Source organism: Klebsiella sp. PK01 (assembly GCF_057624675.1).
This window is the reverse complement of sequence record NZ_JBYEZM010000001.1, coordinates 483484-510474: the sequence shown is the minus strand read 5'-3', so window position 1 is coordinate 510474 and position 26991 is coordinate 483484. Positions and strand designations below refer to the sequence as shown.

The window sequence follows — 26991 nt, the reverse complement described above, 5'->3', positions numbered from 1 at the left end:
CGCTCGTGATGTTCTGCTCATACGAGGAGGAATAATGCCTCGCCAACCGTGGTTTCAAAACGCTGTAATTTATCAGGTTGATACCTCGCTGTTTTATGATGCCAATGGTGATGGCTGTGGCGATCTGGCAGGGATAAGGCAAAAACTCTATTACTTACGTAGCCTTGGGGTGACGGTATTGTGGTTAACCCCCTTTTATCTGACCCCATTTCTCGATGACGGTTACGATGTGCAGGATCATCTGCAGCCCGATCCGCGTTTTGGGCAAATTAGCGACGTTATTCGACTGATTGATGACGCGCGCGAATTGGGGATACGCGTAATCATCGAGTTGGTTATCCAGCATACCTCTTCGCAACATCCCTGGTTTCAAGAGGCGCGTAAAAACAGGCATTCTCCTTTCCGGCCATATTATCTCTGGGCCGATTCGCCGCCCAAACAGGACGATCCGCCAATGTTTCCCGGTGTCGAAAAGAGCGTCTGGCGCTGGGATCAACAGGCGGGACAGTATTATCGCCACATGTTCTATCGCCACGAGCCGGATCTCAATCTGGTGCACCCTCCGGTGATAGACGAAATTGACAATATTGTGCGTTTTTGGCTACGCGTAGGGGTGAGCGGTTTTCGGCTTGACGCCGCCTCACACCTGGTTAAACAAGCCGGAAATGGCGACGAAGAGCAGGGGTACTGGATATTGGCCCATCTTCGGCAACTGGTTGAACAGACCAATCCTGAAGCCATTTTGCTCGGTGAAGTTGACGTGGCAGTGAACGATTATCGTCACTATTTCGGCCACAGCGATCGCCTGCAACTGGTGCTTAATTTCTGGTTGAACAAATTTTTTTACGTAAGCCTCGCCCGGCAGAGTGCGAAGCCGCTCGTTAGCGCGCTGCAAGCGATGATTAAGCCGCCGCCCGGTTGCTGTTTTGCTAACTGGCTACGTAATCACGATGAGCTCGACCTGGAGGGTATTGAGGACGCAGACCGGCAGTTTGTGCTGCGCTGTTTCGCCCCCGGGAAGTCGATGTCAGTCTATCAACGTGGCATTCGCCGCCGCCTGGCGCCGATGCTGGAGGGTAATATCCGTCGGCTGGCGCTTTGCCATGCGGTGTTACTGTCGCTGCCTGGCGTGCCTGTGATGCGCTATGGCGATGAAATCGGTATGGGCGAGGATCTGTCGCTGAAAGAGCGTTATGCCGTGAGGACGCCTATGCAGTGGTCAGCCGGGGTGAATGGGGGCTTTTCCACCGCCGCGGCGGAAAAATTACTCGTCAGGCCGGTTGCCAGCGGTTCATGGCGATATCAGCAGGTCAACGTCGAACTGGCGCTGCGCCAACGCCACTCGTTACTGCAGCAAGTGCGGCAGATGGTTCAACTGCGCGCCGAATACCATGAGCCGGGCACCACGCCCTTTGAGCTGGTATCCGGTTTGCCGCCATCGGTGTTAGCGCTGCGCTACCGCGGTCAATCTCGCGATCTGCTGATGCTGGCGAACTTCTGCGAACGCCCGGTAGAGGTACGATTGCCGCGTCAGGAGAAAGGTTACTGGTCCTGCCTGCTGGAGGACCGCCGTTATCGCGATCGCCTTACCGGCGGCAAGGTCTGTCGGTTACAGCTTGCCGATTATGGTTATCGCTGGTTTAGCCGCCAGCACGATTAACGGCGCTTTCGCGGGCGGCGTAGTAGTCCGCGTAATATCATCAGTCCAAATGCGATCCCAACACCGGATGCGACTTTACCAGGCAAATCGGCGCTGACGTTAAATGAGCGCTGGCGAGCGCCGGCGCTAAATGTCCCGCGGGTGCTGTGCTCGCCCCGCACGGCAGAGTAGAGATCGTCTGGCTTTTCGTTACGTTTCGCTTGCGCTGTCAACTGACCTTCCCAGGCTTTGTTAACCATCAGGCGGTCGAGTAGTGAAGGGAAGAAAAACTGGCCAACGATGGATTGAATGGTGCTTTTACCCACCCACAATTCGCGAACGGGGCGCTGAACGACGCTAAAAATCGCCTCTGCCGCCACCTCCGGCTGATAAACCGGGGGAACGGGCTGCATCTCTTTATCCATTTTATTCCTTGCCCAACCAAACTGTGTCGTATTCATTCCTGGCAGTTGCACCATGGTTAATTGGATCCGGCTGCGTTGATGCATCAGTTCGGTTCGCACTGCATCGGTAAATCCGCGAATCGCCGCCTTCGCGCCGCAATACGCCGATTGCAAAGGGATGGAACGCCAGGCAAGCGCGGAGCCCACCTGGATTATTATCCCGCGGTTTCTGGGGCTCATAACCTCCAGCGCGGCGCGTGTGCCGTTGACATAACCCAGATAGGTCACCTCCGTCACGCGGCGAAATTCCTCATCACTCATCAGATGGAAGGGCGCTAACACCGTGGTCATAGCATTATTAATCCACACTTCAATGGCGCCGAGCTGGGTTTCGATTTCCGCCGCGGCTTGCCGCAGCGAGCGGGCGTCAGCGACATCAGCGCTGATAACCTGCGTCCGCACGCCGAACCGGCGGCATGCGTGTTCGGCCTCCTGTAACCCACTTTCGTCGCGCGCAATAATCGCCACGTCATAGCCGGCTTTCGCAAAGCGTAGTGCCGTCGCTTTACCGGCGCCCGCACTACCGCCGGTGATAACCATTACCGCCATAGTCGCCTCAATTGATCTGAACACGGCATTTAGCCATCGTGTTTTGGTTACTGAGTACTTGAGTATTATTGATTCATTGCTGGCCGGTGGTCGGAAATATCTGAGAGTACTTATTATGGCTAACAAGCGACATTATTTATTATGGCAATGGATAAATTTCGTGGTAACGCTACCTTTATAATTCAATGCCGCAAGGTTGGAGGGGGTATGTATATTAATTATGTTACTGAAAAAGAAGAAGACGACCCGACACGGGCACCTGAGTCGGGCGATAAACAACCGGAACGTGATAAGTAACGTCTCACGTTTCGGTCGGAATAATTGAAATCTGGCCGTTACGTTCGAGGATCGCAAATTTAATCTTCTCAAGTTGATATATACCATGGTGCTGTCGCGCGGCGAGCAATATGTCATCCACAGAGATATTGACCATTTTCATTTTATCGTCAGCGACAACGCCATTTTCTACGACGATCGTCGGCGAACCATCAAGATAATTCTCAGCCTGCGAAAAGCGTTTCTTAATATAGCCAAATAAAATATCTACGCTGACCAGCGTGACAATCGTCAGCATTGAGCCGGTAACAGAATAGTCGGTACTGAGCATGGCCTGCTGGGTGGCCTCACTGATAATTAGCAGTAAAATCAGATCAAAACTGGTGAGTTGCATAAGCGTTCTTCTGCCAGCAACTTTAAAAATAATCAATAAGATAAGATAGATCGCGACAGCTCTGAGCACCATTTCCATCGTTGTGGCTCCTACGGAAAGACAAATTGGTTAAAGGTGACGGCGGGTTGCTGATTCGCCTGCAGTGTCGTGGAAAGGTTGCCGAAAGTTTTTGGCGTGATGGATAACCACACTGAAAGCGGCGCGCCACGGCTATTTTCATTGTAAACCAGGATCAGATGACCGTTAGCGCTGTACATTTTATCGGGCTGCGGTCGAATATCGCCAATTTGGTAATGGCTTAATAGCGTGGGTGAAAAATCCACTGAGGTATGAGCGAGGCTACTGTTTTTCACCTGAATATTGACTTCGGTTTCGCTCATTAGTCTGGCAAAACGGTCATAGTCTACCGTTAACGATGAAGCGGAATTCTCATGATGGGCGGAACTCAGGATGCCAGATGAAAATAAACCGCATAATGCAGCAATGATAATAATGGCGAGAAAAACCACCCCGTAGCGCCGGAAGTTATACTCGAAGCGTAGCGCCTGTAGATTCTCGTTTATCTCTGGCGGATCCTGTTGATTATTGTCCATTATTTGGGCTCCAGCATGATGTTTATATTTAACGCAGCGATAGCGACGTTGTTATTTTAGCTGATATCAGAATTATTGACGTTGTTAAAATCGCTATCAGCGGCCAGACTTTAATAACAGTCTGCTGACATGAAAGGTGAAATAATGAGGAAAAAGCTAATCGCGACACTCTGTTTGTTACTCACCGCTGGCGTCTGGGCTGAAGAAAAGGGCGGTTTTGAAAACGATGCCGCGCCGCCGCCACCGCACCAGCTGGACGGCGGCTATCGCGGTATGGAGGATGGCCGGATTATGACCATTGAGCAGGCGAAAACCATGCACGACGGCGCGACTATTTCCCTGCGCGGCAATGTGATTAAGCATGAAGGCGACGACCGCTATCTGTTCCGTGATAAAACCGGCACCATTGCGGCCATTATTCCGGCAGCCGTTTTTGATGGTCAGGAAGTCAAGCCGGACAAACTGGTGAGCATTAACGGAAGCCTGGATAGCAAAATGACGCCGCCGCTGGTGCGGGTTGATAAGCTGCGCCAACAGGCGCCCAATTAACCGGAGAGCCAGACGATGAGCAGAGCGCATCACCATGAACTGGATAAACGCGGTAAACACCCGGCGCGCGAAGAGCCGGGTAAACACGGTGAGATCCCACGTAAACGGGATGATAGTGACGATCACAAAAGCGATCCCTATCATCCGACGGAAAACGCCAAAGCGGTATGTTTCTGCTGAGGCTAATGAAACCCCGCGCGGTGCGCGGGGTTAGCGTTTACTCACGTAGCGCGTTTCGCCAGTCAGCGATCAGGTCTTGCGGATCTTCAATGCCTACTGAGAGTCTAATCAACTGCGGCGTTATACCATTCGCCAGCCGCTGTTCCAGCGGAATGGAGGCGTGTGTCATGCTGAACGGCTGGCTCACCAGGCTTTCCACGCCCCCCAGGCTTTCCGCCAGGGTAAATAACCGTAGTTTTTTGATGATGCGCCCGGCGTAGTCATCATCTCCTTTGACCACAACGGAAATCATACCGCCTGGCAGGGCCATCTGTCGGCGAGCCAGATCGTGATGAGGATGGCTGGCGAGCCAGGGGAACCACACTTTCTCGACCTGCGGCTGCTGCTCCAGCCATTCCGCCAGCAGCAGAGCGTTGCTGCTATGACGTTCCACCCGTAGAGCCAGGGTGCGGATGCCGCGCAGGGTCAGGAAGCTGCTGAATGGGTCAAGTACGCCGCCGACGGCGTTTTGCAGATAGCCCAGCTTCTCCGCCAGCGCGGGGTTGTCGCCAACCACCGCCAGACCGGCAACCACGTCCGAGTGGCCGTTGAGATATTTGGTCGCCGAATGCACCACGATATCAAAGCCCAGTTCGATAGGGCGATGGATGATCGGTGAGGCGAAGGTATTATCGGTGACGCTGATAATGTTATGTCGACGGGCAATCGCGGCGATGGCGGTAAGGTCCGCCAGCTTTAATAACGGATTGGTCGGCGTTTCCACCCAAATCATCCGCGTATCAGGGCGGATTGCGGCTTCGATGCCTGGCAGATCGTCAGGTTTGACCCAGGTCACCTGCAGACCGGCGCTACGACGGCGAACATTTTCAATCAGTCGGTATGTGCCGCCATAAACATCATCTACCGCTACCAGGTGGCTGTCCTTATCCAGCAACTCCAGTACCGTGGAAATGGCCGCGAGGCCTGAAGCGAAAGCAAAACCCCGGCTACCGCTTTCCAGCTCAGCGATGGCCGTCTCCAGCGCGTGGCGGGTCGGATTACCGCTACGTGAATATTCGTAGCCGGTATGCTGGCCCGGCGCGGGCTGGGCAAAGGTGGAGGTGGCGTAAATCGGCGGCATCACCGCGCCATGCTGGTCGTTAAAAATGCCGCTATGGACGCTGAGCGTCTGTAAGTTTTTCATGTTCGTTCCTTATTGTTCCAGTCGGTTACGCCAGGTGGTCAGGACGTCGCTACGGGTAATCAGGCCGATAAACCGATCGTTATCGGTGACGACCACGACGTGTCCACGGTCGAAGATATTTTTAAGTGCGCTTTCCGGGGCGTGCTTATCCAGGGTTTCGACATGGCGGGTCATCGCCTCTCTGACCGGCAGCGCGAAACGCTGGCTGTCGCCCTGGACGTGGCTTATCAGATCCCATTCATCGACGATGCCTACCACGTGACCGTTTTCCAGCACCGGCAGCTGGGAGAAATCGTACAGGCGCATACGAGCAAGGACGGCAGCCAGCGTATCGTCGGGCGCGGCGGTGACGGTTGCGCCTTCGTCATGACGCAGGGCAATAAAATCGCTAAGATCGCCGCGCGTCGGACGGCTTAGCAGACCTTGCTGGCGCATCCAGTCATCGTTGAACATTTTCGACAGGTATTTGTTGCCGCTATCGCAGGCGAAAGTCACCACCCGTTTAGCGGTGGACTGCGCCCGGCAGTAACGCAGGGCTGCTGTCAGCAGGGTGCCCGTTGACGATCCGGCGAGGATACCTTCCACCTGCAGCAGTTGCCGGGCGGTGGCGAACGCTTCACGATCGGTCACCCGCCATGCTTTGCGTACTTTCTCCAGATGGGCGAGCGGGGGAATAAAATCTTCGCCGATCCCCTCCACCAGCCAGGAGCCGGTTTCACCGTATTGCCCGGTCTCTACCTGATCCGCCAGAATCGACCCCGCAGGATCGGCAAGAATAAATTCGGTTTTCGGCGAATGCTCCGCAAACCACGCCTGCAAACCGCCCAGGGTACCGCCTGAGCCGACACCGACCACCACGGCGTCAATATCGCCATCGAGCTGCTCAAACAGCTCCGGCGCGGTAGTGGTGGCATGAGCCAACGGGTTGGCTTCATTGTTGAACTGGTCAATATAAAACGCGCCTGGCGTTTCCTCCGCCAGACGGCGGGCGTAGTCCTGATAATAGGCGGGATGGCCTTTGTTGACGTCCGAGCGGGTTAACTGCACGGTGGCGCCCAGCGCGCGCAGATGGAAAATTTTCTCGCGGCTCATTTTGTCCGGTACCACCAGGATCAGTTTGTAGCCTTTCTGGGCGGCAATCAGCGCCAGCCCCAGCCCGGTATTACCGGCGGTGGCTTCAATGATGGTGCCGCCGGGGCGCAGTTTTCCCTGGCGCTCGGCTTCATTAATCATCGACAACGCCACGCGATCCTTTATCGAACCGCCGGGGTTTTGGTTTTCCAGTTTCAGGAACAGGCTGCACGGGCCGGTATCCAGTTTATGCAGCTGTAACAGCGGGGTATGACCAATCAGGTCGCTTACAGAGTGAAAGAGTGACATAACCATTTACCCATTCGTATCGAGATAGCTGAATGGTAGAACTGTAAAAACGGCATTTTAAAGAACATAAATCTGCCGTTTAGCGCAAAATGGAATATAAGATGCTTTTTAGCCATCCAGAAGGAAAGCAGGTTATCCGCCCGGGCGTATCGATTGCTGGAATAGCGGTTTTTTGCCTTGTTTTTAAGCAAATTAGCCGCTGTCTTTAACCTGTCTATGCGTTTTCCGGCAAAGCATTACTGAAAATTATCGATAGCTTGACTCTCCAGGCATAGCGATTATAAATAAATTGACTATGCCGATACGGCAAGGCTATGACCGTCACTGGATTACCACCTGGACCGATAAGGGAATACTGATGAAACTGTGGAATAAAACGCTGATTACCTCTGCATTGTGCCTGGCGTTGTTTGGCTGCGATGACTCATCGAAAGTCGACAATAAACTGGATCAGGCTAAAGATAACGCGGAACAAATTAAAGACGCGGCTGCCGATAAAGCGCGGGCCATTAAGCAAGAAGCAGATAAGCAGATCGACGACATCAAAACGCAGGCCAATAATGAAGCGGATAGCCTGAAAAACCAGGCCAGCAGTATTAAATCTGAAGCCGACAAGAAAGCCGACGCGATTGCCCAGGATGCGAAAAATAAAGCGGATGCGGTAAAACAGGATGCGCAGCAAAAAAGCGATGCGATCATGAAAGAGGCGGGAAAAATTAAAGATAACGCCATCGTTGAAGCCAACCAGCTTTCCGCCGATGCCGCCAATAAAACCAAAGAGATAAAAGAGAGTATCGCGCCGGAGCATGCGCCAGCTCAGCAGGCGCCGGCCGGCCAGCAGTAAGATACTGGACTGCTACCGCGGCGATACCATTCTCGCCGCGGTGTATTTTATCAGGAAATAAACAGACTCAGTAATAACACCATCAACAGACCCACCACCGAGTTGATAAGCTCCAGTAAGCCCCAGGTCTTAAAGGTATCGCGCATCGAGATACCAAACGTTTCCTTAAATAGCAGAAACCCGCCGTCATACATCAGAGTAATGGTATTGCTACCGCAGGCCACCGCCAGACACATCAGCGCCGGATTAAGGTGAAACGCGGTCACCATCGGCGAAACAATCCCGGCTGAAGTAATTGCCGCCACGGCGCCCTGGCCGGTAAGAATACGAATAATCGCCGTAATCAACCAGGCGATAATAAACGGCGACAGCGGGACGTGGCTCATCATCGTGACGATATGATCGCCGACGCCGGAATCGATAATAACCTGTTTGAGAATGCCGCCGGCGCTGATGACGAACAGAACGTTGGCAATTCTGGCGACCGAATCCGTTACGCAGTGGTTAACCTGAACGGCGTTCATACCGCGGCGGCAGCCGAGCAGCCAGATTGCGGCGCCGGTCGCCAGCAGCATGCTAATTTCCGCGCTGCCGAGAAACTGGAAGAATTTTGCCGCAGAAGAGGTCGCGCCAAACAGCGACTGAATCAGCGAAGACGCAATCATTAATATCGCGGGGATCAGCGGAATAGCAATGCTGACCGCAAACGACGGCAGCGCCTCGGCGGGTTTCTCCTCCTGCGGTTTAATCATGGCATTCAGCTTCATCTCGCGGATGCCCGGAAGCCAGGCGGGTAATAAAATCCCCGCACAGAACAGCGCCGGGATGATAACGATAATGCCGTAGAGATAAACCTGGACAATATCTGCCTGGAAGGCGCTGACTAATGCAACCGGCCCCGGCTGTGGCGGAAATAAACTATGGCCCATGGTGGCGCCGACGACCGTCGGTATAACCAGTTTCATCCACGGGATATTGGCTTTGCTGGCGATGTTGAGAACCAGCGGCATGGCAATCAAAAACGCCACTTCATAAAACATAGCGATGCCGAAGATGACGCCGATAAACATTAAGCCGACCGCCAGATAACGGGTGCCGCAACGCCTGATGACCGTATCGGCAATCTGCTGGCTGGCGCCGGATTCAGTCATAAATTTGCCAATGATAGCGCCGAATATAATGATCAGCGCCAGGTGTCCCATTATTCCGCCCAGTCCTTGCTGAACCATCGAGACGATTTTATCGAGGGGCACGCCCTCCATAATGGCGACAAACAGGCCGGCAATTAACAAGGCGAAAATATTGTGGACTTTGTATTTCAGATTCATGATGACCAGTAGCGCAATACCGACCACCACCCATAGCAGAGCCAGGGCTGGAGACATGACATCCTCCCAACAGAGATTTTATTATTTTCAGTGCCGGAGAACTCCGGCACCTGAGTGAAGAGCGGATCAGGCGTGCTGGTTTTCCAGCGCTTCCCATAATCCCAGCAGGTAAGTGGCGCCGAGCGCGCGATCGTACAGGCCGTATCCCGGGCGGCCGGTTTCTCCCCAGATAAAACGGCCATGATCGGGACGAATATAGCCGTCGAAGCCGTTGTCGTGCAGCGCCTGCATCACCCGGTACATATCGAGCGAACCGTAGCGGGTAGGGTGCGCCGATTCGTAGAAATCTTTATCTTTTATGATTTTAATATTTCTCACATGAGCGAAATGAATGCGCCCGCGCTGGCTGAATTCCGCGAGGATTTGATAAACATTATTTTGCGGCTCCTCGGCAATAGAGCCGGTACATAAGGTAATTCCGTTTGCCGGTGAATCCACCGCGCGACACAACCAGTCGAGGTCGTCGCGGTTTTTAATAATGCGCGGCAGACCAAAAATAGAATACGGCGGATCGTCAGGATGAATGGCCATTTTCACGCCGACCTCTTCGCAGACCGGGATAATTTTCTCCAGGAAATAGAGCAGATTTTCTCGCAGTTTGTCATCATCGACCGCCTTATAGCTGTCGAATAGCGTCTGTACCTGCGCTAAACGTTCTGGCTCCCAGCCCGGCAGGGCATAGCCGTTGGCGTTGCTGAGCACTTCCGAGACGACCTGTTCCAGCGTTTTATCGATGCCGGCTTTTTCAAAAGCCATCGTCAGCGACCCGTCCGCCAGCCGGTAGTTCATGTCGGTTTTCATCCAGTCAAAAACCGGCATAAAGTTGTAGCAGATGACCTTAACGCCAAAGGCGGCGAGGTTACGGATAGTTTGCTGATAGTTGGCGATATAGCGATCGCGCTCCGGTAACCCGATTTTAATCGCGTCGTGAATATTCACGCTTTCGATTACTTCCATCGTCAGACCGTTAGCGTGGGCCTGCTCGACTAACGCCTTAATTTTCTCCCGCGGCCAGACTTCGCCAACCGGAACGTCGTACAGCGCGCCGACCACACCTTCCACCCCCGGAACCTGACGGATCTGTTCAAGAGTGACTTTATCTTCGTCTGGCCCAAACCAGCGCATCGTCATTTGCATGAAAACTTTTCCTTACCGCGTTGTTTATAGTCTACTACCATACAAGTTGAATTAAGGATAACGACAATGCGTAGTGGAGGACATGATCGAACTCACAAAACCATACATCGGATGAATTGCACTCGCTGACGCAATAGTCATTACAAAATGCGTAAAATCGGGTAAAAAGGGCGGATAACGTGGCGGCATCAGGTAGAATTACTATGCTTAGAGACGAGGTCTCTTTTTTAAGTCGTTAATTTTGTTTGTATGGAGAGTGTATGGGTTTCTGGAGAATCGTATTTACTATCATCCTGCCGCCGCTGGGCGTACTGCTGGGTAAAGGTTTCGGCTGGGCATTCATTCTGAATATAATTCTGACCTTGCTGGGCTACATTCCTGGTCTCATCCACGCGTTCTGGGTGCAAACCCGCGATTAACCCTGCCGTAATCTAGCGGCGCTGATGCGCCGCTATCATTCGCTTCGTATAGTCTCAGCAATTAGCTTTTAACGTACCTTTCAGACCATGTGGCTCCGAGCGCAGATATTGCGGCGGCACGCTAACCTGGGCCCCCAGAGCAGCCGCAGCCTGCCACGGCCAGTGTGGGTTGTAGAGCGCAGCGCGGGCGATGGCAATCAGATCGGCGTCGCCGTTTACCAGGGCATCTTCAGCCTGCTGCGGTTCTGTGATTAACCCTACGCCAATGACCGGAACGTTGATCTGCTGGCGGATTTCATGGGCGAACGGTAATTGATAGCCAGGACCGACCTGAATCGCCTGCCGTGGCGACAATCCGCCGCTGGAAACGTGAATATAGTCGCAACCCAACGCTTCAAGCTGCTGACTAAAGACGATGGATTGCGCGGTATCCCAACCGCCGTCCACCCAGTCCGTCGCCGAAAGTCGCACGCCGACGGCGATATTTTCGCTGACTGCCTCCCGTATTGCCTGGAACACCTCCAGCGGGAAACGTAAGCGATTCTCCAGCGAACCGCCGTATTCATCTGTACGCTGGTTGCTCAACGGGGAGAGGAACTGATGCAGCAGATAGCCGTGCGCGGCATGCAGCTCTATCAGTTCAATACCCAGGCGTTCGGCGCGTCGCGCGCTATCAACAAAGGCTTGCTTAAGCCGCGCCAGATCGTCATGGCTCAGCGCTTTCGGCGCCCGGTCGCCGTCATGGAATGCCAGCGCGGATGGGGCGACGGTTTGCCATCCGCCGTTATCCAGCGCTAACTGACCGCCGCCAAGCCAGGGTGCAGCGGCGGAAGCTTTGCGCCCGGCATGTCCCAGCTGGATACCGATGCGGGTTGTTGAATAGGCGCGAACATCTTCCAGTACCCGGTACAGGGCGGCTTCGGTTTCATCGTCCCACAAGCCGACGTCCGCCGGGGAGATGCGGCCCGCAGGCTCGACGGCGCTGGCTTCGATAATTAATAAACCGGCGCCGGAAAAAGCCAGTTGTCCGAGATGAATGCGGTGCCAGGCGGTTGCTTTGCCATTATCCGCGGAGTACTGGCACATCGGGGCGATGACAATACGGTTTTCCAGCTCCAGTTTGCCAATTCGCGCAGGGCTAAATAGTTGACTCATAAGTACCTCGTAAGCGTTGTGCTGCCTGATGACCTTTAGTTGTAGCATGCCTGAATGGCGGCCTCTTTTCCGTTGTTGCGCTTAAGACGCTGTTCGTCGTTATTCGCATGCTGATGGATCACCACTCATCGCTGAACCACAGCTTGCGTCGGCGACCGCTGGCCTGCTGTGAAACCGCTCTCGCCATCGCGGCGCCGATTTCCGCGCTGGCGACGAGGCCCTGAACGAAAGGGCGGTCATGCATCAACCACGGCAGCGCGCCGAAGGCAATGCGTCCGCGAGCGCACGCCGGCGCCTGCAGGGTGTAATCGTCACCAATATCCGGGATTTCATCACCACAGGCGAGAAGCTGCTGGCGCAGCGTCGGGAAAGGGATGTCTTTACTCTTCAGCGCCTTTTGGCCTCTGGCGTCAATAAAGACGTCAAATTCGCTGCGTTGATTGTGATGGTGGATGACCGTTCGTTGTGGTTGAACTTCCAGTTGATAAACGGACCCCAGCGGCAGAATACTAATAAGCCCTGCCTCCCGTAACGCCAGCAGGCGGCGAATCGATTCCGACGGAATGGCCGCGTAATTATCGATAAATACCCGGGCGAGCCCTGTTTTAAAGCGTTCACGATCGCGTTCGTTAAGATGCGGCGCAATCATCTCAATCACTTCATGCAATCGCAGAATGGTATACCGCCACGGCACGGTATGCTGTTGCTGTTTGTTGCGTTCCACTTCCTGCAAATTGGCTTGCGCCCAGGCGAAGGGATCGTGGCGTTTTCTGTCGACAAACCAGGCGTCGCTGAATGTATCCGCGGTGAGCTGGCGTAAACCTATCTGCTTGCACCAGTGCGGCGCGGCGAGTTCCAGCTCTTTGACGATAAGTTGGAATACGCGATCCAGCAATCCCTCGCTCCCCTCGGCAATGGCCGCTTCCAGCGCCTGATGGGTGACTATCTCCAGCGGTTCATAGGGGATGGGGCAGTAGAAATCGGCCTCGGGCAGAATGCCGTTTCGCGACATCAGAGTAATGTGGAGTTTGTGGCTGGCGTCATGAAGCCGAAAATGGACGCTCTCATCCTCGTCAGTCGTAAAGTGGCCATGCTGAATGACGACGGCGACGGCGGCATCAATGCCGCTGAGTGACGTCCCCATGATACCGACCCGGCACGGGGCTATCTGCGCCTGCATCAAGCCGCTCCAGGGACTGGGATAATATTCGCGGGGGGAATCATCATCCTGCGGCCAAAGATGTCCGGTGGCGATAACGGCAAAATCCGCGCGTTCCGCTGTGGGCGCATGGTTAACCCACAGTTTGACGCCATCCTGTTCTGCCTGGATATCGGTCACCTCGCAGGACTCGCGCACGCTAACTTTGAACCCCGCTAACCTTGCTTTCTCTAACAGCGCGAGAAACCGATCGCGATAATAGTCGCCGAGGATCACACGCGGTAAAAACTGCCGCTCATGTAAGGCCTCACGCTCAATGCCATACCGGGTGAGCCAGTCTTCGCTCTGATTTTGTAGCCACGTCAGATAGGTAATATAGATGGGGGGGATTTCGATACTGGCGATATTCGCCAGCATTTGCGCTGAATTATGCTCATCGTTATAAGGCATGCCGACGCCAGCCTCTTCACCCTGCTCGTAGAGCACTATCTCCAGCGGCTCACCCCGTTCAACCAGGGAATGAAAGGTATATATCCCGGTCGGCCCGACGCCGACAATCGCCACTTTCTTCATCGTTATCCTTCCTTTGGTGCGGTTCCCGAACTGAAAGATAAGTGTGGTAGAGAAAATGACGAAAGGTGGAGTTATTTAGGCAAAGCGAGGAAAAGTGTGCGTTCCTGGGTGGTTGAGGCTTTGAATCCGTGGTGTAGATAGAATCGTTTCGCGCTATCGGTCAGAGCATGGACCATCAGGGCACGTACGCCAACATTTTCGGCAACGCGATAACTGCGTAAGAGCGCATCATGGAGTAGATCGCCCCCCAGCCCCTGTCCGTGAAAAGCGCAGTCGATCGCCAGGCGGGCGAGAATGATGACCGGGATAGGATCGGGCATATTGCGCCGCAGGCCGCCAGTGGCTTCCGTGTGATTAACGCTGCCGGTTGCTAACGAATAAAACCCCACCACCTGGTGGCTATCTTCCTTGCAGACCACAAAGGTTCTCGCGGCGCCCTGAGCCTGGTTTTTCAATCCTCGCTGTTTTAGCCATTGATCGAGAACCGTTTCTCCACAACAAAATTCCGCAATATGGTGGTGTGAAGATAGCGGCGTCGGCGCGCTTACTTTTCCCATTGCGGTTTTCTCGCCAGCAATTTATCGAGAGCGGGGTTAGCTTCAACCGGCGCATCCAGCATGTCGATAAATTCGGCGTATTGTTCATCGCTTAAGTTAAACACCCGACGGTCGAGAATGACGTTTTCTGCCGCCTGGCAGGCCATCTCAAGAATAAAGTCGGTCCGCGATTTATGCAGAATTTCAGCGGCCGCATCAATCAGCGCCCGCTGGGACTCCTTCGCCCGGATGTTGAGTTGGATATCTGATTTCATCTTCTTTTCCCGTATAGCAATTGGTATACAGCTCATTGTAGAACAGCTGTATATCAAATGCTATACATTCTGCCTGCGCGGGGTATCAGGGGACATATACTTAATTTGAAACAAATTAGCATGCTAATTAACTTGCAGCCATACGATTGTTGGGTGTATTTAACATATGGGTAACTTAAGAAACTTTACATTTACATATGCAGTTGGCCCTGCATGTTCTTTCGGCTAGCTGCTACATCTCCAGGCCGCTGTGCCAGGATAGGGATAACACGATGTTAGGCTGGACTTCACTACAGCGCAATGCCGCCATTGCCAGCTTCTTAAGCTGGACACTTGATGCCTTCGATTTTTTCCTCCTCGTCTTCTTACTGAGTGACATTGCCCAGACGTTTCACGTTGGGCTGGAAAAGGTCACGCTGGCGATATTACTGACGCTTGCCGTACGGCCTATCGGCGCGCTCATTTTTGGTCGGCTCGCCGAGAAATATGGCCGTAAGCCGATCCTGATGTTGAATATCATCTTCTTTTCGATATTCGAGCTGTTGTCCGCCGCGGCGCCGTCATTAACGATTTTTCTGGTTTTAAGAGTGTTGTATGGCGTGGCGATGGGCGGTATTTGGGGCGTGGCGTCGTCGCTGTCAATGGAAACCATTCCGGATCGTTCCCGGGGGCTGATGTCAGGAATTTTCCAGGCCGGTTATCCGTTTGGCTATCTGATTGCCGCCGTCGCTTATGGGCTGCTATTTGATTTACTCGGCTGGCGCGGGATGTTTGTTATCGGCGCTGCGCCTATTTTGCTGTTGCCGTTTATCTGGTTCTGCGTGCAGGAGTCACCGGTATGGCTGGCGTCACGGGCGAAAAAGGAGAGCACGGCGCTACTGCCGGTACTGAAAACGCACTGGAAATTGTGCTGTTATCTGGTGGTACTGATGGCGGCGTTCAACTTTTTTTCCCACGGTACCCAGGACCTGTATCCGGTATTTTTGAAAGTGCAGCACGGCTTTGATCCGAAAACGATCAGTATTATTGCGGTCACTTACAATATTGCGTCGATCATCGGCGGGGTGCTGTTCGGTTCGCTTTCCGAGAAGATTGGTCGTAAAAAGGCCATTATAACCGCCTCGCTGCTGGCGCTACCGGTTATCCCGCTGTGGGCATTCGCTAGCGGTTCACTGATGTTGGGAATCGGCGCATTCCTGATGCAGTTCATGGTTCAGGGCGCCTGGGGCGTGGTCCCGACCTATCTGAATGAACTGGTTCCAGCGAATACCCGGGCGGTGCTGCCGGGCTTTGTGTATCAATTGGGTAATCTTATTGCTTCGGTTAATGCGACTTTGCAGGCCACGATCGCGGAACATCATGGTCAGAACTATGGACTGGCGATGGCAATTGTTGCCGGTACGGTAGCGATCATTATCGCGATACTGACCTTCTTTGGTCAAGAAAGTCGGGCGAAGAAGATAAGCGGGGCGGTTGAGCAAAACGCCATGCAGCATGTGAGTCGGTAACCCGCTATGGCAAAGCGGGTAGCAATAGTCTACCCGCGCTTTGGATTAGCCCTGGTTAAGTTCGCCTTCGATAGATTTCAACCCGGCAATTGCGCAGGCTTCGTCAAAATTTCCCCCCGGCGCGCCGCCGACGCCAACCGCGCCAATGACCTGGTTGCCCATCTTAACCGGCACTCCGCCAGCTAATAGCAGAAAACCGGGTATATCGCGCAGGTTCGCGGCTCCGGCGTTGGACTGAGAACCTTTCATGACAGCGCTGGTGGCGTTTTTAGTGGTTAGCGCGGTGAATGCTTTCATACGGCTGGCTTCGACGGTGTGCGGGCCGGCATTATCCATTCTCTTCATCAATAGTGGCGTACCGGAACGGTCGACCAGAGTGACGGCGACGTTATAGCCATCTTTGACGCAGGCCTGAAGCGTGCTTTGCGCGATTTTATCCGCGAGCTCAAGTGACAAATTTTGCTGGCTGAGTACGCCCGTGGTGGCGCTGGCGGTAGTGACCAGGCTACCGAGCAGAATGGCGCTAAGAAGAATACGTTTCATAGTGATGCTCCGTCGTGTTGAGTGGCGATAGGCCAATACTAGGGCGCAGGGAGCATGGCGACTATTGCCGCGAATACCGAACGTACCAGGTATTTTTACTTAGAACCACTGGCGACATCAGCGTAAATCTTTAACAGTTTGGGCAGCGAGTTAACTTCAAGCTTGCTAAAAATATTGGCGCGATGCGCTTCGACGGTACGCGGCGATAGCGAGCATAAACGAGCGATTTCTTTACTGGAATATCCCTGAATCAGCTGCTGGAGCATTTCATGTTCGCGGGCGGTAAGTGTGGCGAGTTTTTCCTGCAGCGGCAGTAATATTTGTTGTCGTTCGAGATGCGCTTTTTGCTGCGCCATCGCTTCGCCGACTACTTCGAATAACAGGTCGGCATCAATGGGTTTGGTTAAAAATTCAAAGGCGCCATTTTTGAAGGCGCGACGGCATAAATCAATATTACCGTGCCCGGTCATAATAATAACCGGTAAGGTTAAACCTAGCTGGCGCCACTCATCGAGCAGCGTCAGCCCGGTTTTCCCCGGCATGCGGATGTCCAGCAGCATACAGCCGGTTAATTCAGCAAGATTCCCTGCCTGATGTTGAAAAGCATGTGCGCTATCAAAAGCCTGCGCCTGCCAGCCAACGGTTGAGAGCAGCAGACTCAATGAATCGCGGATTGCCGCATCGTCATCTATTAACCAGATATACTGTTCCATTACTTCTCCTCCGTGCGTAGCGGAAACCATAGCCGGAAGCAGGCGCCTTGTCCGGTGATATTGCTCGCTTCTATCGTGCCATTAAGACGCTGGACGAGAGTATCGGTGAGAGCCATGCCCAACCCAACGCCGTCGCTACGGGTGGTATAAAACGGCATAAATACCTGCTCCAGCGCTTCAGTCGATAACCCTGGTCCGCCATCAGTAATCGTTAAGGTAATACCGTCATTCACTCGCTCAGCTTGTAAATGAATCCATGCGCTACCGGGAGCATTTGCGCCTTGCGCCTGAATGGCATTGCTGGCGATATTATGCAGAATTTGCTCCACCCATAGCGGCGGCGCAGGAAGCGCGGGGAGGTCCGGCGGAAAATGGCTGGAGACGCGAACTTTCCCCGCGCCGATCTCGTTATCCAGTAATTCGCAAACGCGTAGCCACAGGGACGTAAGGTCCACCGGCTGATATTCGGCGCGCTTACTAGTGAGCTTGAGACGAAACTGGCTGAGCAGGGCGTCAATGCGTTTTATCTGCAACACTGAGGCCTCAAGTAGTTCGGGGATCCGCACGGGATCATTTTTTTTAATCAGGCGCACTGCCGCCTGGTTATAGCTCATGATGGCGGTCAACGGTTGATTAAGCTCATGTACGATGCCGGCGGCCAGTTCGCCCATGGTATTAAGACGAGTAAGTTCGCCATAGCGAGAGCGTAAATCGGCGATATCCCGTCGGCGTTTATTGGTTCGATACTGATTAACGAGATAGATAATCACCGCCCAGAACAGTGCCGGTGAAAGTATCAGCCACCACGGCAGTTGATGCCACTGCGGGTTATCGCCTGCGCTAATCCGCAGCGGCTGCGTCGGGCTGGCGACGGTTTTCTCCCAACGCCACCAGGTGTTGGCAGAGGCGGTACCTTCCTCAAGCAACGTGGTATCGTCCCAGAGAATGGCAAGATGTTTGAATGTCTTTTTCTCATTGAGACTGTTAAGTAGGGTGTTCAAATCAATCAGCAGGGAGATGCCCGGAAGATTCAGCCAGTAGCGTGCAGGGCTTTGCGCGACGATGGGGCGTCGCGGTTCAAGGGAATCGTAGCGGCGCCATTGCACGATTTGCGGCAGGATCTGCTGGACTTCGGCGGCATTTTGACCGGCCGGAAGCAGGGGGATGATGGCATCGTGCTGCGACACCTTTACCGTGATTTCTCGATACAGGATGCGGAAGTCGGCGGAGCGCGCGTCATATTGCTGTTGAAGAAACCAGGCGCCAAGCCCCGTCGAGCTTAACAACGTCAGCATGAGCCAGCAGAGGTTTTTTATCATATCGCATTTTGTGCATGATGTTTTAATTGCCAGCGCCAAACTCGATTATGTAAATAAAATGCTGAGGTTTTTACAAACATAGCGCTGTTAATGAGTTTGATGCTCCCAGCGCTAAACAATACACCAACCAAAGCACTTATAAGCAAACCGGCATGCCCGCCAAATATGAATACCGAAATGAATGCGTAAATGAGATTTCCCGCGGCGAGCGCGGCGGTCAGGAAAATCAGACCTAGATAGAACTTAAGCGCCGCCAGAAAACCCCGAGAGAACAGCGTCATCGACGGGAAGATCAGCAGACAATAGAGTAAACCTGTGGGGATGATACCAGCAAAAACAGCATGCGCGGGCCAGGAAAACCACTGAAAGATGGCTCCCCAAAGCGTTAGCTGCGGCATAGCAAAACTTATTACGCTTAACAGCGCGCTTAAAATAAAAGGCACGCCAGCCGTATGCAACCCGACAGGCGTTCCCATACGCTCCATCAAGTACATTTTCGCGGACTCTAACTGCTTAGGATCCTGCTCCTTTATCCTTTGCTCAACGATGGTGCCCAGTTTGAGACTGTCATTAATATATTTCATTATGCCGAGTGCTTTAACTATCTAAAATGAGAACGACTGTATAACGCCGATGACGTACTTACCGGATTGCGTCATATTTTGCGGGTGGCGTATTGTTCCGGTGAGCGCGCTCCCCGCGAAGGCTGAGGTATTAATAACCGCATTCGTTAATTCGCGCTGCAAAGAACGCTGTATTGCCTCAGACGGGAAACGCTTAGGGTAAAGCTGCGCCTGCATGGCCGCCTTAATTCCACCGTTAGAAATTCCTGGATTTTGGGCGCGGATGATTTCTTCTGTAATACGCTTACGCTCGGCCCGGCTCAGACTTTTGAGCCAGTTTATCGCCCCGGAGGAGGAACTGGCTTTCATTAATTTATATGTTGCAATGGTACTTTTTAAACCCGCACCAGCGCCAGCTAAAGAAACGATATCCAGGGCTGTTGAGGTTGCGGTATACCAGTCCTGGCTGTCAAGCCAGGCAATATCCTCCTCATGGCCGATACCGATAGCTAACAGACGTCCGCTACCGATAAAACACTGTAAACCGGTAGCCACACCACCTGCAGTGATCATTGCTGCCACCACGCCTGAGGCTCCGGCGGTGAGGGGGATGGCCGCGCCAGCTCCAAGCGCTAAAAAGACAGTGACCACGGCAGCGCCGCAGGCTATAGCCGTGGAGGTAATTTCATTAGCCAGTGACGGTGCTTGTAGCGTTTTGATCGTGGCTTTTGCGGCATTGTGCGGCGTCGAGGATGCAATTTTTGTCACGATAACATGGCTAACGCTACTTTGGTTTGGTGTGGCGATTCTACGTGAAGGGCGCACAAGCCAGCGATTCATTCCGTCGGAATAGATTATCCCGGCTTGAGAGAAATCACGGGAGCAGTCCAGTTGTGCGGCCAGCGCGGTAAAATCAAAATCACTACCAGAGGCTAGTCCCAGGCTACGAGCAAACCCATAGTCGGGCAGATTTGAAGAATGTGCAGGGAAGGTCATGAGCTGCTCGCTACGTGAATTGTGGAATTATAGAAAAATGAGGTTAGATGTTAAAAAAACCATAAACAACCAGGAATAGTCCGAAACAGACTAACTTTTGAACTCAATCAAGTATTTACCTGATATTGGAAGGGTACGCGTCGTACAGTACGGATGAGGGCTTGAGCAATATAATTTGGCGGTGATGAAAAATTGAAAACATCGCCTGCCAGCGATTTAGTATATCGCCGGCAGGAACGAAGTGGATGGTACAAAGTTGTGAAATAAACTGGTGAATTATTTATTCAGCAGTGCTTCATATTGCGCCTGAAATTGCGGCGCGTTCGTTGCCCCATCAAAGAGGGTGTAGGTGATATAACCTTTATTAAGCCAGCCGGAATCAGTATCGTTCTCAACGTTCTTTAACGATGCCGGGTTGATGATTTGTTTGGCGCGTCCATCAGGTAAAATATCATAACCAATCTGTGGGGTAGGGAACATCTCATTTTCGATATAGTGTACACCTTTAATTTTTGATTTTGGCAGCGGCGGATAGTTAATGCTTAAGCCCGATCCTTTAGGCACCAAAGGTGAACCAGGAACATGATTACGATTCAGGGTCTCAACAACCTCAACCACATAATCCACCGCATCAGGCCAATATTTATGTGTGCTTGGCCATTTATTCTTCATTTCAACTTCGGTAAAGATATACCCAATGCTGGCCGCAATCGCCGGGAAACCATAACGTACAGCCCTGGCTGCCGCACTAACCGTCCCTGAATTGACCTGGGCCATCCCGGTATTCGGGCCATCGTTGACGCCAGAGATAACCAGGTCCGGCTGATTATTAATGAGTAGTCCCCGTAAGCCGAAATCAACCGCATCAGCGGGCGTTCCCGGGAAGCAGTAGCGTTTATCAGCAGCTTTCTTTACATCAAAGATTTTACCCGTTTTGAAGGTAATGGCCGAACCGATGCCGCTCTGATTGGTAGCAGGAGCGACCATCCATACCTCAAAACCTTTTTGCGTGAGTTTTTCCTGAAGCGAAATACTGCCCGGAGATTCGCAACCATCGTCGTTTACAATCAAAATTTTAAGCGGGGCGGCGCTTACGGTGAAAGTGAATGCAGAGATCAGCGCTGCGGCAATACATGACTTGTTCATCGAAACTCCTGTTAATCCTAGGGTAGATACAATGCAAAAAAAAACCTAAGGCCGCTCCTGCAACGAGTACAGAAACGGCCTTAGGTTTTGCCTGAAAGAGTAACAATCCCAAGTGAATTTAAAATACGTACTGCAGATATTTACGTCCAGACGGAAATACGGTTGATATGAGGAGGATCACATTTACATAAATCATCGTTATAGATTAAGTGCAATTCAAAAGCATTAGTGATAGGGTCCGTAATAGCTGGATTGTTACTGTATCAACAGGCAAAACCTACGTTTTCTTCTCCACCTGCATGCCAGGGCGCTGAAGAGTACGTAGGTTTTTTTTTGGCTATAGAAAAGGATTCTTATAAAATGAAAAAATTATTTCTGGGGGCCTTAATGGCTGTTACCGCCGTTACCAGTCCACTGCTGATGGCGAAAAGTAACGATAAAAATGATCAGGAGGTCATCAATATTTATTTTGCGCGTCATGGGAAAACGCTGCTTAATTCGTTTGACCGCGTGCAAGGTTGGATTGATTCCCCGTTGACGAAGGATGGGGTGCAGGTTGCTCAATATTTAGGTGAGGGACTCAAAGGGATAAAATTTGATCGTTTTTATTCCAGTGATGCGGGACGGCAGCGCGAAACCATGGCAGTGATTCTTAAACAGGCTGGCGTAACGGATTATCATTTAACCGAAATGACAGGCCTGCGAGAGGCGTTTTTTGGCGGTTTTGAAGGCGGTTATAATGTCGATATGGCCAATGCAGGCGCACACGCACTAGGAATGTCGGACAGTAAAGCGCTTTTTAAGGCGATGAAAGCTGGCACACTTTCGGTAAGCGAAAGCCAGAACGCGCTGGCCAAATCCGATCCTAAACAGCTAGCGGAAAACTATGAGCAGGTAAAAGAACGGACACAAGCTGCGCTGGCAACTATTGTAGAAAATGCCCAAAAAGAGGGTGGTAAAAATATTCTGGCCATTTCTTCAGGTACCGCGATTCAGATAATGATTTCCGATCTGACGGACGACCCGGCCAAAAATCTGCCATTGTCGAATGCTGCGGTGGTGAAAATCACTTATCACGATGGTAAATACAGTGTGCCAGAAATTGGCACCATGAAATACGTTGAAGCAGGCAAGGTTTCACTAAACCATAAATAATCTGACAGTTTAGTTTTCCGCCATAAATATGCTATGGCGGATCTTTTCTCAGGAAATAAAAATGTTTAACAACATAACTGCCGCGTTAATAGCGTGCGGGCTGGTTACGCCTGTATGGGCCGCTACAGACGCTATTTTTGATGATCCTTTTTTTACTGACTCACAGCTCACTGTCTCTGCAAAGAATTATTGGAAATATCTTAAGGAGGAAAATGCCAACCCTAAACATGTACACAACGCCTGGGGGCAGGGATTTTCAGCAGAATATCAGTCTGGTTATTTAGCCGATATTATCGGCTTCGACGTATCGTATTATAGCGCGATAAAGTTGGGCGCCAGCGACTATTTCAACTCCCGCGGCGTGCTTTATAACAATGGGACTGGTAACAAAAAAAGCAATGCAGAAGGGTATTCAAAGTTTGGTCAACGTAACGTGAAGCTTAACTACACGCTTTCTGGTGCTCAGCTAAACGCGCGCTGGGGATGGCAGATGCTGAAAAATTATGGCGTTATTTCAACATCTAACAGGCTTTCGCCGACAACGTATTCCGGCGTAAGCAGTGCTTTAAGCTACGGTCCATTTACCATAAGAGGGGCATGGCTTGAAAATTCCATGGACAGAAACTCACCAGATAAAAAGCGATTTCAGACCAATACCGGTGAATATATTAGCCACCTGGCAAGCGGAGAAATTCTCTGGCGGGGAAAAAATTTTGATGCACAGTATGCTTATGGTGAGAGCAAAGGCTATCTGCAGCGGCACCTGCTGTTTACGCAGTTTCGACCTGATACGCAGCTAACGATAGGCACTCAGGTATACGGCACCCACGCCATGGAAAGTTACCGTGCAATGCCCGCGAGTAAACGGGATTTTGACAATAATGCCTGGCATTTTGCGTTGGACGCGACCTGGAAAGGTGAACGCTGGAATAGCAAAATGGGCATTGGCTACACCAATGCTAAAAAAGCAGATGAAGTCGGGTTTTATCCACGCCACATGAGCAAAAATTCTCGGGGAACATTTATTTCTATGGCCTACGCTGGCGACGATTACATGCGTGATGGGGAACTGGTGCTGGCGAACATCACCGAATATCGGTTAACGCCTGAATTAGCCGTAGGCCTGGCGGGAAACATCGGGCAATTTAACTATAAAGGGAATCACGTGCGCACCGGGGAAATCAATGCCTTTAGCCGTTGGGTTCCAACGCAGTCCATGTTTAAAAACTTCACTTTTTGGGCGATGTTCGGGCCGGGATGGTCATACAAGACGCAAGGAAAAACGCCAGTCCTTACGGATGGCCATTATACGCGTACAAACACGCTGTCTTCGGAAGTCATCATGGAATATCGATTTAAGGTGTTCTGATCGAGATGACATGGCGAGGACGAAGCCGCCCGGGAGCGATGGCGAACGATGAGTCGTGAAAACGCCATGTTGAGAATGATATTGTAGACGCGGACAACGACATAATGATGTTGTTGTTGTCCGCGATGTAATCTGACAGCCGGAGATGATTGTTGGAGAAAGAAAGCGACATGTCTGATTGCGGATATCATGAAGGCTGAATGGCGCTCGTCGCAGACAGAGCAACGATAGATGACCAGTTTGATTGGATAGCTACGAGAACGGAACAAGCACAGGCCAGCAAGAACCACAGTAATGCACAACGTTAAACGCCGTTATCCGTCACGCTCCATGATGTCAAAGCTAAGTTCAGATGTCCGGGGTAGGGCAAAGTTCAAATGTCCGCTCTTTGCATAGTGAGATTATATGCACTACAGGCATCAGCAACGATTAATTTCAGTTGTGTTCTTAATAGAACAAGCGGAATCGAAGATGTTGACACCATTTACAAGTATAGGTAACCTGCGCAACAGACATTTCGGTGTTACCGAAGTGCGTAAGCGTTAACGTCAACCAACGCACTATATACGAGCTTACATAGTTCCGTATCTGGCAGGTTGATTCAGTATGTCTGTTCATTCTTATAAAACTCCTCTTGTAAAAAATTCTCTGCGCTCATTGACCTTTGTCGGAGTGTTGCTAATAGCATCCAACTTAAGAGCTCCTATTACCGCACTTGGGCCAGTAATTCACGAAATCTCCGCTTCATTTTCCCTGTCAAACTCTGCATCGGGTTTACTTAACGCTTTGCCTTTGCTTATTTTTGGACTTGCTTCACCTTTCGCTCCTAGGCTCACCCGAAAAGTTGGTCTTGAGAAAGCACTTTTGACCGCGCTCATTCTTATTACGGTGGGATGTATTGTCCGTTCTCTGATGGGGTTGCCCGGGTTATGGCTGGGCACTTTTATCATAGGATTAGGTATCGCAATTGCAAACGTTTTGGTAGTTCCCCTGGTTAAAAGGGATTTCCCTTCCCATACCGCACTGGGGCTTCTGTGTTCACTCTTTATTACTGTTGGTATCGCTGGCATCCTGATTATGCCAGGATTAGCTGCAATATGGTTAGTGTTCGCAGGCGTTGGTGCAGGAATGTCTATGGTAACTATCTTCAATCAGATAAAGCACTTTGTCATACTGCACTGTCAGGGATTTTGAAACACGGCGTGGTTCCCGCCATGTGAAAAATGTGGCCAGATCATCGTCAGTTTCAAGTGGACGATGCACATCAAAGTCATGCCGGGGCGCTTTCGCAAAGCGTCGGTTGTAATCAGCCATGAACTCATCGGCATAATCATTGGCTTGCATCCACTGAAGAAATGCCCCTGAGCCTGAGCTCCTTTACGAGGCGATCCTGAAGCGTCAGATGGGCACGTTCAACGCGACCTTTGGCGGAACTGGTATTGGCGCAGATAGTCTGGATGTTCAGTTCGTGCATCGCACGGCCAAACTGGGTATAACCATCGCCGCCGGTGGCATTTTTATTGTTGATTCTGAAGACGCTGGCTTTGTCGCTATATGCTGGGTTTTCCACGACGGCGGTTAGTCATACCAAGCGGGCCAGATTCACGGTAACGCAACAGAAGGCGTCGGCACTGGCGGTCAGATATCCCCAGGCGCTGCGCGGCCATCTGTGTGGTCAGACGCCGGTCGACAACGTCCTGAATGATTTTGAGTCGGTTAACTTCATCCAAAGTGAAAAACTCCGCTGCGTGTGCCGTCATGGGAATCTTCCTGTTGATTATACACGACGGACATCTTAACTTAGCCCGAAGCGGACATTATAACTTTGCTGCTACAATGCAAGTACGCATAATGTATATTATGTTAAATCACATCAAGCATACCTGACGATCTCCACATGGGATTATGAACTTGGTAATTTGTGGTGATTAGCGACCTCCCGCAAAGCAGACCAAACTGCCCTTTTTTCTTCTTAAGTAAAAGCAGCTTGATCTAAACGAGTCGATGCCGCAGATTCAAGACTCCATTTGTTCATGGAGTCATCTCAATCAGCCGCAAACTCAGCAGACCGTTACTGTCTGAAATGTCGCTGGGTGGTCGGTTCATTAACCTGACAGGCCTGAAGCCTGACATCAAACCATCGCTGGAGGAAGCATGCTTAAAAAATCGATAGTCGCCCTTTCATTGTTTTTCGCTCTGACGCCCGCCGTTTTTGCGGGCAATAGCGAAAGCGAGCTGTTGAATAAAAAGAATGTGATTGATTTTTATAATAAGGCCTTGAATGAAAAAGACTTCTCTGCCGCCAGGCCCTATCTCGGGGATCGCTATGTACAGCACAATCCGATGGCAAAAGATGGCGTGGAAGGCTTCGAGCAGTTTATCGCTTTTCTGAAGAGTAAATATCCCGACTCGCACAGCGAAATTAAGCAGGCATTCGTCGACGGAGATAACGTGATCTTGCATGTTGAAGTGACCGGTCGTGAGCCAGGCGTTACGCGGGCTATCGTGGATATCTTCCGCCTCAACGAACAGCACAAAATCGTTGAACATTGGGATGTTACCCAAAACGTTCCGCAAAAAACCGCCAGCGGCAACGGCATGTTCTAAGACCTTTGACTCACGCTCTTGCTTTCCCTTTTTTCATTCGTACAGAAGATTGCTTGTTTAAATAATTTATTTACTTTACTGTAAAGTAAATAGATTCATGAGATCACACTGATGCTCAACGAAAGAAATTGGGGAAAGCTTCTTTATTTCATTGGCTTATGGCTTTTTAGCTCCAGTGCTGATGCTGGTTTGCCAAACTTCAGCAGTGAATACTTGCGCGCATCACCATGTGTTGCAACCCGCAAATTGTTCACAATCAACTCCTACGGCGTGGCAAAACAGATACCGCCCTTGCCTTTTTCTCCTCTTCTGGCTGACGACGAGCTAAACGAACCAACTGACGCGTTTGCTATGCAAAAATCCCTTAACTGACCAAAGG

28 protein-coding genes and 2 pseudogenes are annotated in these 26991 nt (G+C 51.6%); 12 read left to right on the top strand and 18 right to left on the bottom strand.

Annotation, left to right across the window (positions count from 1 at the left end):
* Positions 1 to 34 precede the first annotated feature (34 nt).
* Positions 35 to 1660 carry an alpha-amylase family protein gene (locus AC22LX_RS02430; protein WP_487333720.1) on the top strand — a complete coding sequence of 542 codons (1626 nt, stop codon included), beginning with the start codon at positions 35 to 37 and terminating at the stop codon, positions 1658 to 1660.
* Here AC22LX_RS02430 and AC22LX_RS02425 read toward each other — a convergent pair.
* The 3 genes from AC22LX_RS02425 to AC22LX_RS02415 all read right to left on the bottom strand — a co-directional run bounded on the left by AC22LX_RS02425 (position 1657) and on the right by AC22LX_RS02415 (position 3915).
* The gene (locus AC22LX_RS02425) at positions 1657 to 2652 is read right to left on the bottom strand and encodes an SDR family oxidoreductase (protein WP_049059482.1); all 996 of its coding nucleotides are present in this window, start codon (positions 2650 to 2652) and stop codon (positions 1657 to 1659) included. The genes AC22LX_RS02430 and AC22LX_RS02425 overlap by 4 nt on opposite strands.
* Positions 2653 to 2953: 301 nt before the next feature.
* Positions 2954 to 3400 carry a DUF421 domain-containing protein gene (locus AC22LX_RS02420; protein ID WP_045394445.1) on the bottom strand — a complete coding sequence of 149 codons (447 nt, stop codon included), beginning with the start codon at positions 3398 to 3400 and terminating at the stop codon, positions 2954 to 2956.
* Between the two features lie 11 nt (positions 3401 to 3411).
* Complete coding sequence (locus tag AC22LX_RS02415; protein ID WP_047048243.1) at positions 3412 to 3915, bottom strand: hypothetical protein; 504 nt, start codon at positions 3913 to 3915, stop codon at positions 3412 to 3414.
* A gap of 144 nt (positions 3916 to 4059) precedes the next feature.
* Here AC22LX_RS02415 and AC22LX_RS02410 point away from each other — a divergent pair, with 144 nt between their 5' ends.
* Both AC22LX_RS02410 and AC22LX_RS02405 read left to right on the top strand, forming a co-directional pair.
* Entirely contained in the window at positions 4060 to 4464 is a 405-nt protein-coding gene (locus AC22LX_RS02410; protein ID WP_049059479.1) for a YdeI family stress tolerance OB fold protein, read from the top strand.
* 15 nt (positions 4465 to 4479) lie between these two features.
* On the top strand, positions 4480 to 4644 hold the full coding sequence (locus AC22LX_RS02405; protein WP_074165369.1) for a hypothetical protein: 165 nt from the start codon (positions 4480 to 4482) through the stop codon (positions 4642 to 4644).
* Positions 4645 to 4681: 37 nt separating this feature from the next.
* On the opposite strand, the gene AC22LX_RS02400 is transcribed toward AC22LX_RS02405, so the two are convergent.
* Positions 4682 to 5827: a trans-sulfuration enzyme family protein gene (locus AC22LX_RS02400; RefSeq protein ID WP_045394441.1), complete on the bottom strand. Its 1146-nt coding sequence runs from the start codon at positions 5825 to 5827 to the stop codon at positions 4682 to 4684.
* A 9-nt stretch (positions 5828 to 5836) separates the two neighbouring features.
* A complete protein-coding gene (locus AC22LX_RS02395; RefSeq protein ID WP_213292561.1) occupies positions 5837 to 7213 on the bottom strand; it encodes a pyridoxal-phosphate dependent enzyme in 1377 nt (458 codons plus the stop codon).
* Positions 7214 to 7565: 352 nt separating this feature from the next.
* On the opposite strand from AC22LX_RS02395, the gene AC22LX_RS02390 reads away from it, so the two are divergent.
* Positions 7566 to 8051 carry an E3 ubiquitin--protein ligase gene (locus AC22LX_RS02390; RefSeq protein WP_411710443.1) on the top strand — a complete coding sequence of 162 codons (486 nt, stop codon included), beginning with the start codon at positions 7566 to 7568 and terminating at the stop codon, positions 8049 to 8051.
* 50 nt (positions 8052 to 8101) lie between these two features.
* Here the strand turns inward: AC22LX_RS02390 and AC22LX_RS02385 are convergent, their stop codons facing one another.
* Positions 8102 to 9436, bottom strand: coding sequence for a gluconate:H+ symporter (locus tag AC22LX_RS02385; RefSeq protein ID WP_045394438.1), 1335 nt, complete (start codon positions 9434 to 9436; stop codon positions 8102 to 8104).
* Positions 9437 to 9505: 69 nt separating this feature from the next.
* A complete protein-coding gene (gene uxuA, locus AC22LX_RS02380) occupies positions 9506 to 10576 on the bottom strand; it encodes a mannonate dehydratase (RefSeq protein ID WP_045394436.1) in 1071 nt (356 codons plus the stop codon).
* 260 nt (positions 10577 to 10836) lie between these two features.
* Between uxuA and AC22LX_RS02375 the strand changes: the two genes are divergently transcribed.
* Entirely contained in the window at positions 10837 to 10995 is a 159-nt protein-coding gene (locus AC22LX_RS02375) for a YqaE/Pmp3 family membrane protein (protein ID WP_002903230.1), read from the top strand.
* Positions 10996 to 11049: 54 nt separating this feature from the next.
* Here AC22LX_RS02375 and AC22LX_RS02370 read toward each other — a convergent pair whose 3' ends face one another.
* The 4 genes from AC22LX_RS02370 to AC22LX_RS02355 form a co-directional block, all read right to left on the bottom strand.
* Positions 11050 to 12150 (bottom strand): NADH:flavin oxidoreductase/NADH oxidase, encoded by a 1101-nt coding sequence (locus AC22LX_RS02370; protein ID WP_213292559.1) that lies wholly within the window; start codon positions 12148 to 12150, stop codon positions 11050 to 11052.
* A gap of 118 nt (positions 12151 to 12268) precedes the next feature.
* Positions 12269 to 13882, bottom strand: coding sequence for an FAD-NAD(P)-binding protein (locus AC22LX_RS02365; RefSeq protein WP_213292558.1), 1614 nt, complete (start codon positions 13880 to 13882; stop codon positions 12269 to 12271).
* Between the two features lie 71 nt (positions 13883 to 13953).
* Positions 13954 to 14439, bottom strand: a complete 486-nt coding sequence (locus AC22LX_RS02360; protein ID WP_487333719.1) for a GNAT family N-acetyltransferase — start codon at positions 14437 to 14439, stop codon at positions 13954 to 13956.
* A complete protein-coding gene (locus AC22LX_RS02355; protein WP_015705366.1) occupies positions 14427 to 14693 on the bottom strand; it encodes a type II toxin-antitoxin system TacA family antitoxin in 267 nt (88 codons plus the stop codon). Before AC22LX_RS02355 ends, AC22LX_RS02360 begins: the two co-directional genes overlap by 13 nt.
* Positions 14694 to 14965: 272 nt before the next feature.
* On the opposite strand from AC22LX_RS02355, the gene AC22LX_RS02350 reads away from it, so the two are divergent.
* Positions 14966 to 16201: an MFS transporter gene (locus tag AC22LX_RS02350; RefSeq protein ID WP_047067471.1), complete on the top strand. Its 1236-nt coding sequence runs from the start codon at positions 14966 to 14968 to the stop codon at positions 16199 to 16201.
* A gap of 45 nt (positions 16202 to 16246) precedes the next feature.
* On the opposite strand, the gene AC22LX_RS02345 is transcribed toward AC22LX_RS02350, so the two are convergent.
* The 6 genes from AC22LX_RS02345 to surE form a co-directional block, all read right to left on the bottom strand.
* Complete coding sequence (locus AC22LX_RS02345; RefSeq protein ID WP_049061207.1) at positions 16247 to 16744, bottom strand: GlcG/HbpS family heme-binding protein; 498 nt, start codon at positions 16742 to 16744, stop codon at positions 16247 to 16249.
* Between the two features lie 95 nt (positions 16745 to 16839).
* On the bottom strand, positions 16840 to 17457 hold the full coding sequence (locus AC22LX_RS02340; protein ID WP_045394421.1) for a response regulator transcription factor: 618 nt from the start codon (positions 17455 to 17457) through the stop codon (positions 16840 to 16842).
* On the bottom strand, positions 17457 to 18776 hold the full coding sequence (locus AC22LX_RS02335) for a sensor histidine kinase (RefSeq protein WP_049060916.1): 1320 nt from the start codon (positions 18774 to 18776) through the stop codon (positions 17457 to 17459). Before AC22LX_RS02335 ends, AC22LX_RS02340 begins: the two co-directional genes overlap by 1 nt.
* Complete coding sequence (locus AC22LX_RS02330; RefSeq protein WP_045394417.1) at positions 18773 to 19360, bottom strand: hypothetical protein; 588 nt, start codon at positions 19358 to 19360, stop codon at positions 18773 to 18775. Before AC22LX_RS02330 ends, AC22LX_RS02335 begins: the two co-directional genes overlap by 4 nt.
* Positions 19361 to 19381: 21 nt before the next feature.
* The gene (gene ssp4 / locus AC22LX_RS02325; RefSeq protein WP_047048276.1) at positions 19382 to 20335 is read right to left on the bottom strand and encodes an Ssp4 family T6SS effector; all 954 of its coding nucleotides are present in this window, start codon (positions 20333 to 20335) and stop codon (positions 19382 to 19384) included.
* A gap of 276 nt (positions 20336 to 20611) precedes the next feature.
* Positions 20612 to 21481, bottom strand: a complete 870-nt coding sequence (surE, locus tag AC22LX_RS02320; RefSeq protein WP_063447060.1) for a 5'/3'-nucleotidase SurE — start codon at positions 21479 to 21481, stop codon at positions 20612 to 20614.
* A 360-nt stretch (positions 21482 to 21841) separates the two neighbouring features.
* On the opposite strand from surE, the gene AC22LX_RS02315 reads away from it, so the two are divergent.
* From AC22LX_RS02315 to AC22LX_RS02305, 3 genes are all read left to right on the top strand, one after another.
* Complete coding sequence (locus tag AC22LX_RS02315; protein ID WP_052668026.1) at positions 21842 to 22636, top strand: histidine phosphatase family protein; 795 nt, start codon at positions 21842 to 21844, stop codon at positions 22634 to 22636.
* Between the two features lie 61 nt (positions 22637 to 22697).
* Complete coding sequence (locus AC22LX_RS02310; protein WP_074165761.1) at positions 22698 to 24005, top strand: OprD family outer membrane porin; 1308 nt, start codon at positions 22698 to 22700, stop codon at positions 24003 to 24005.
* A 606-nt stretch (positions 24006 to 24611) separates the two neighbouring features.
* The gene (locus AC22LX_RS02305; RefSeq protein ID WP_487333784.1) at positions 24612 to 25199 is read left to right on the top strand and encodes an MFS transporter; all 588 of its coding nucleotides are present in this window, start codon (positions 24612 to 24614) and stop codon (positions 25197 to 25199) included.
* Here the strand turns inward: AC22LX_RS02305 and AC22LX_RS02300 are convergent.
* Positions 25146 to 25765 (bottom strand): annotated as a pseudogene (locus tag AC22LX_RS02300) (helix-turn-helix domain-containing protein); the annotation flags it as partial. The gene AC22LX_RS02305 and the pseudogene AC22LX_RS02300 overlap by 54 nt on opposite strands.
* Before the next feature lie 220 nt (positions 25766 to 25985).
* Here AC22LX_RS02300 and AC22LX_RS02295 point away from each other — a divergent pair.
* The 3 genes and pseudogenes from AC22LX_RS02295 to AC22LX_RS02285 all read left to right on the top strand — a co-directional run.
* A pseudogene (locus AC22LX_RS02295) lies at positions 25986 to 26119 on the top strand (hypothetical protein); the annotation flags it as partial.
* 40 nt (positions 26120 to 26159) lie between these two features.
* Positions 26160 to 26612, top strand: a complete 453-nt coding sequence (locus tag AC22LX_RS02290) for a nuclear transport factor 2 family protein (RefSeq protein WP_015705397.1) — start codon at positions 26160 to 26162, stop codon at positions 26610 to 26612.
* A 111-nt stretch (positions 26613 to 26723) separates the two neighbouring features.
* On the top strand, positions 26724 to 26984 hold the full coding sequence (locus AC22LX_RS02285) for a hypothetical protein (RefSeq protein ID WP_045394408.1): 261 nt from the start codon (positions 26724 to 26726) through the stop codon (positions 26982 to 26984).
* Positions 26985 to 26991: the final 7 nt, after the last annotated feature.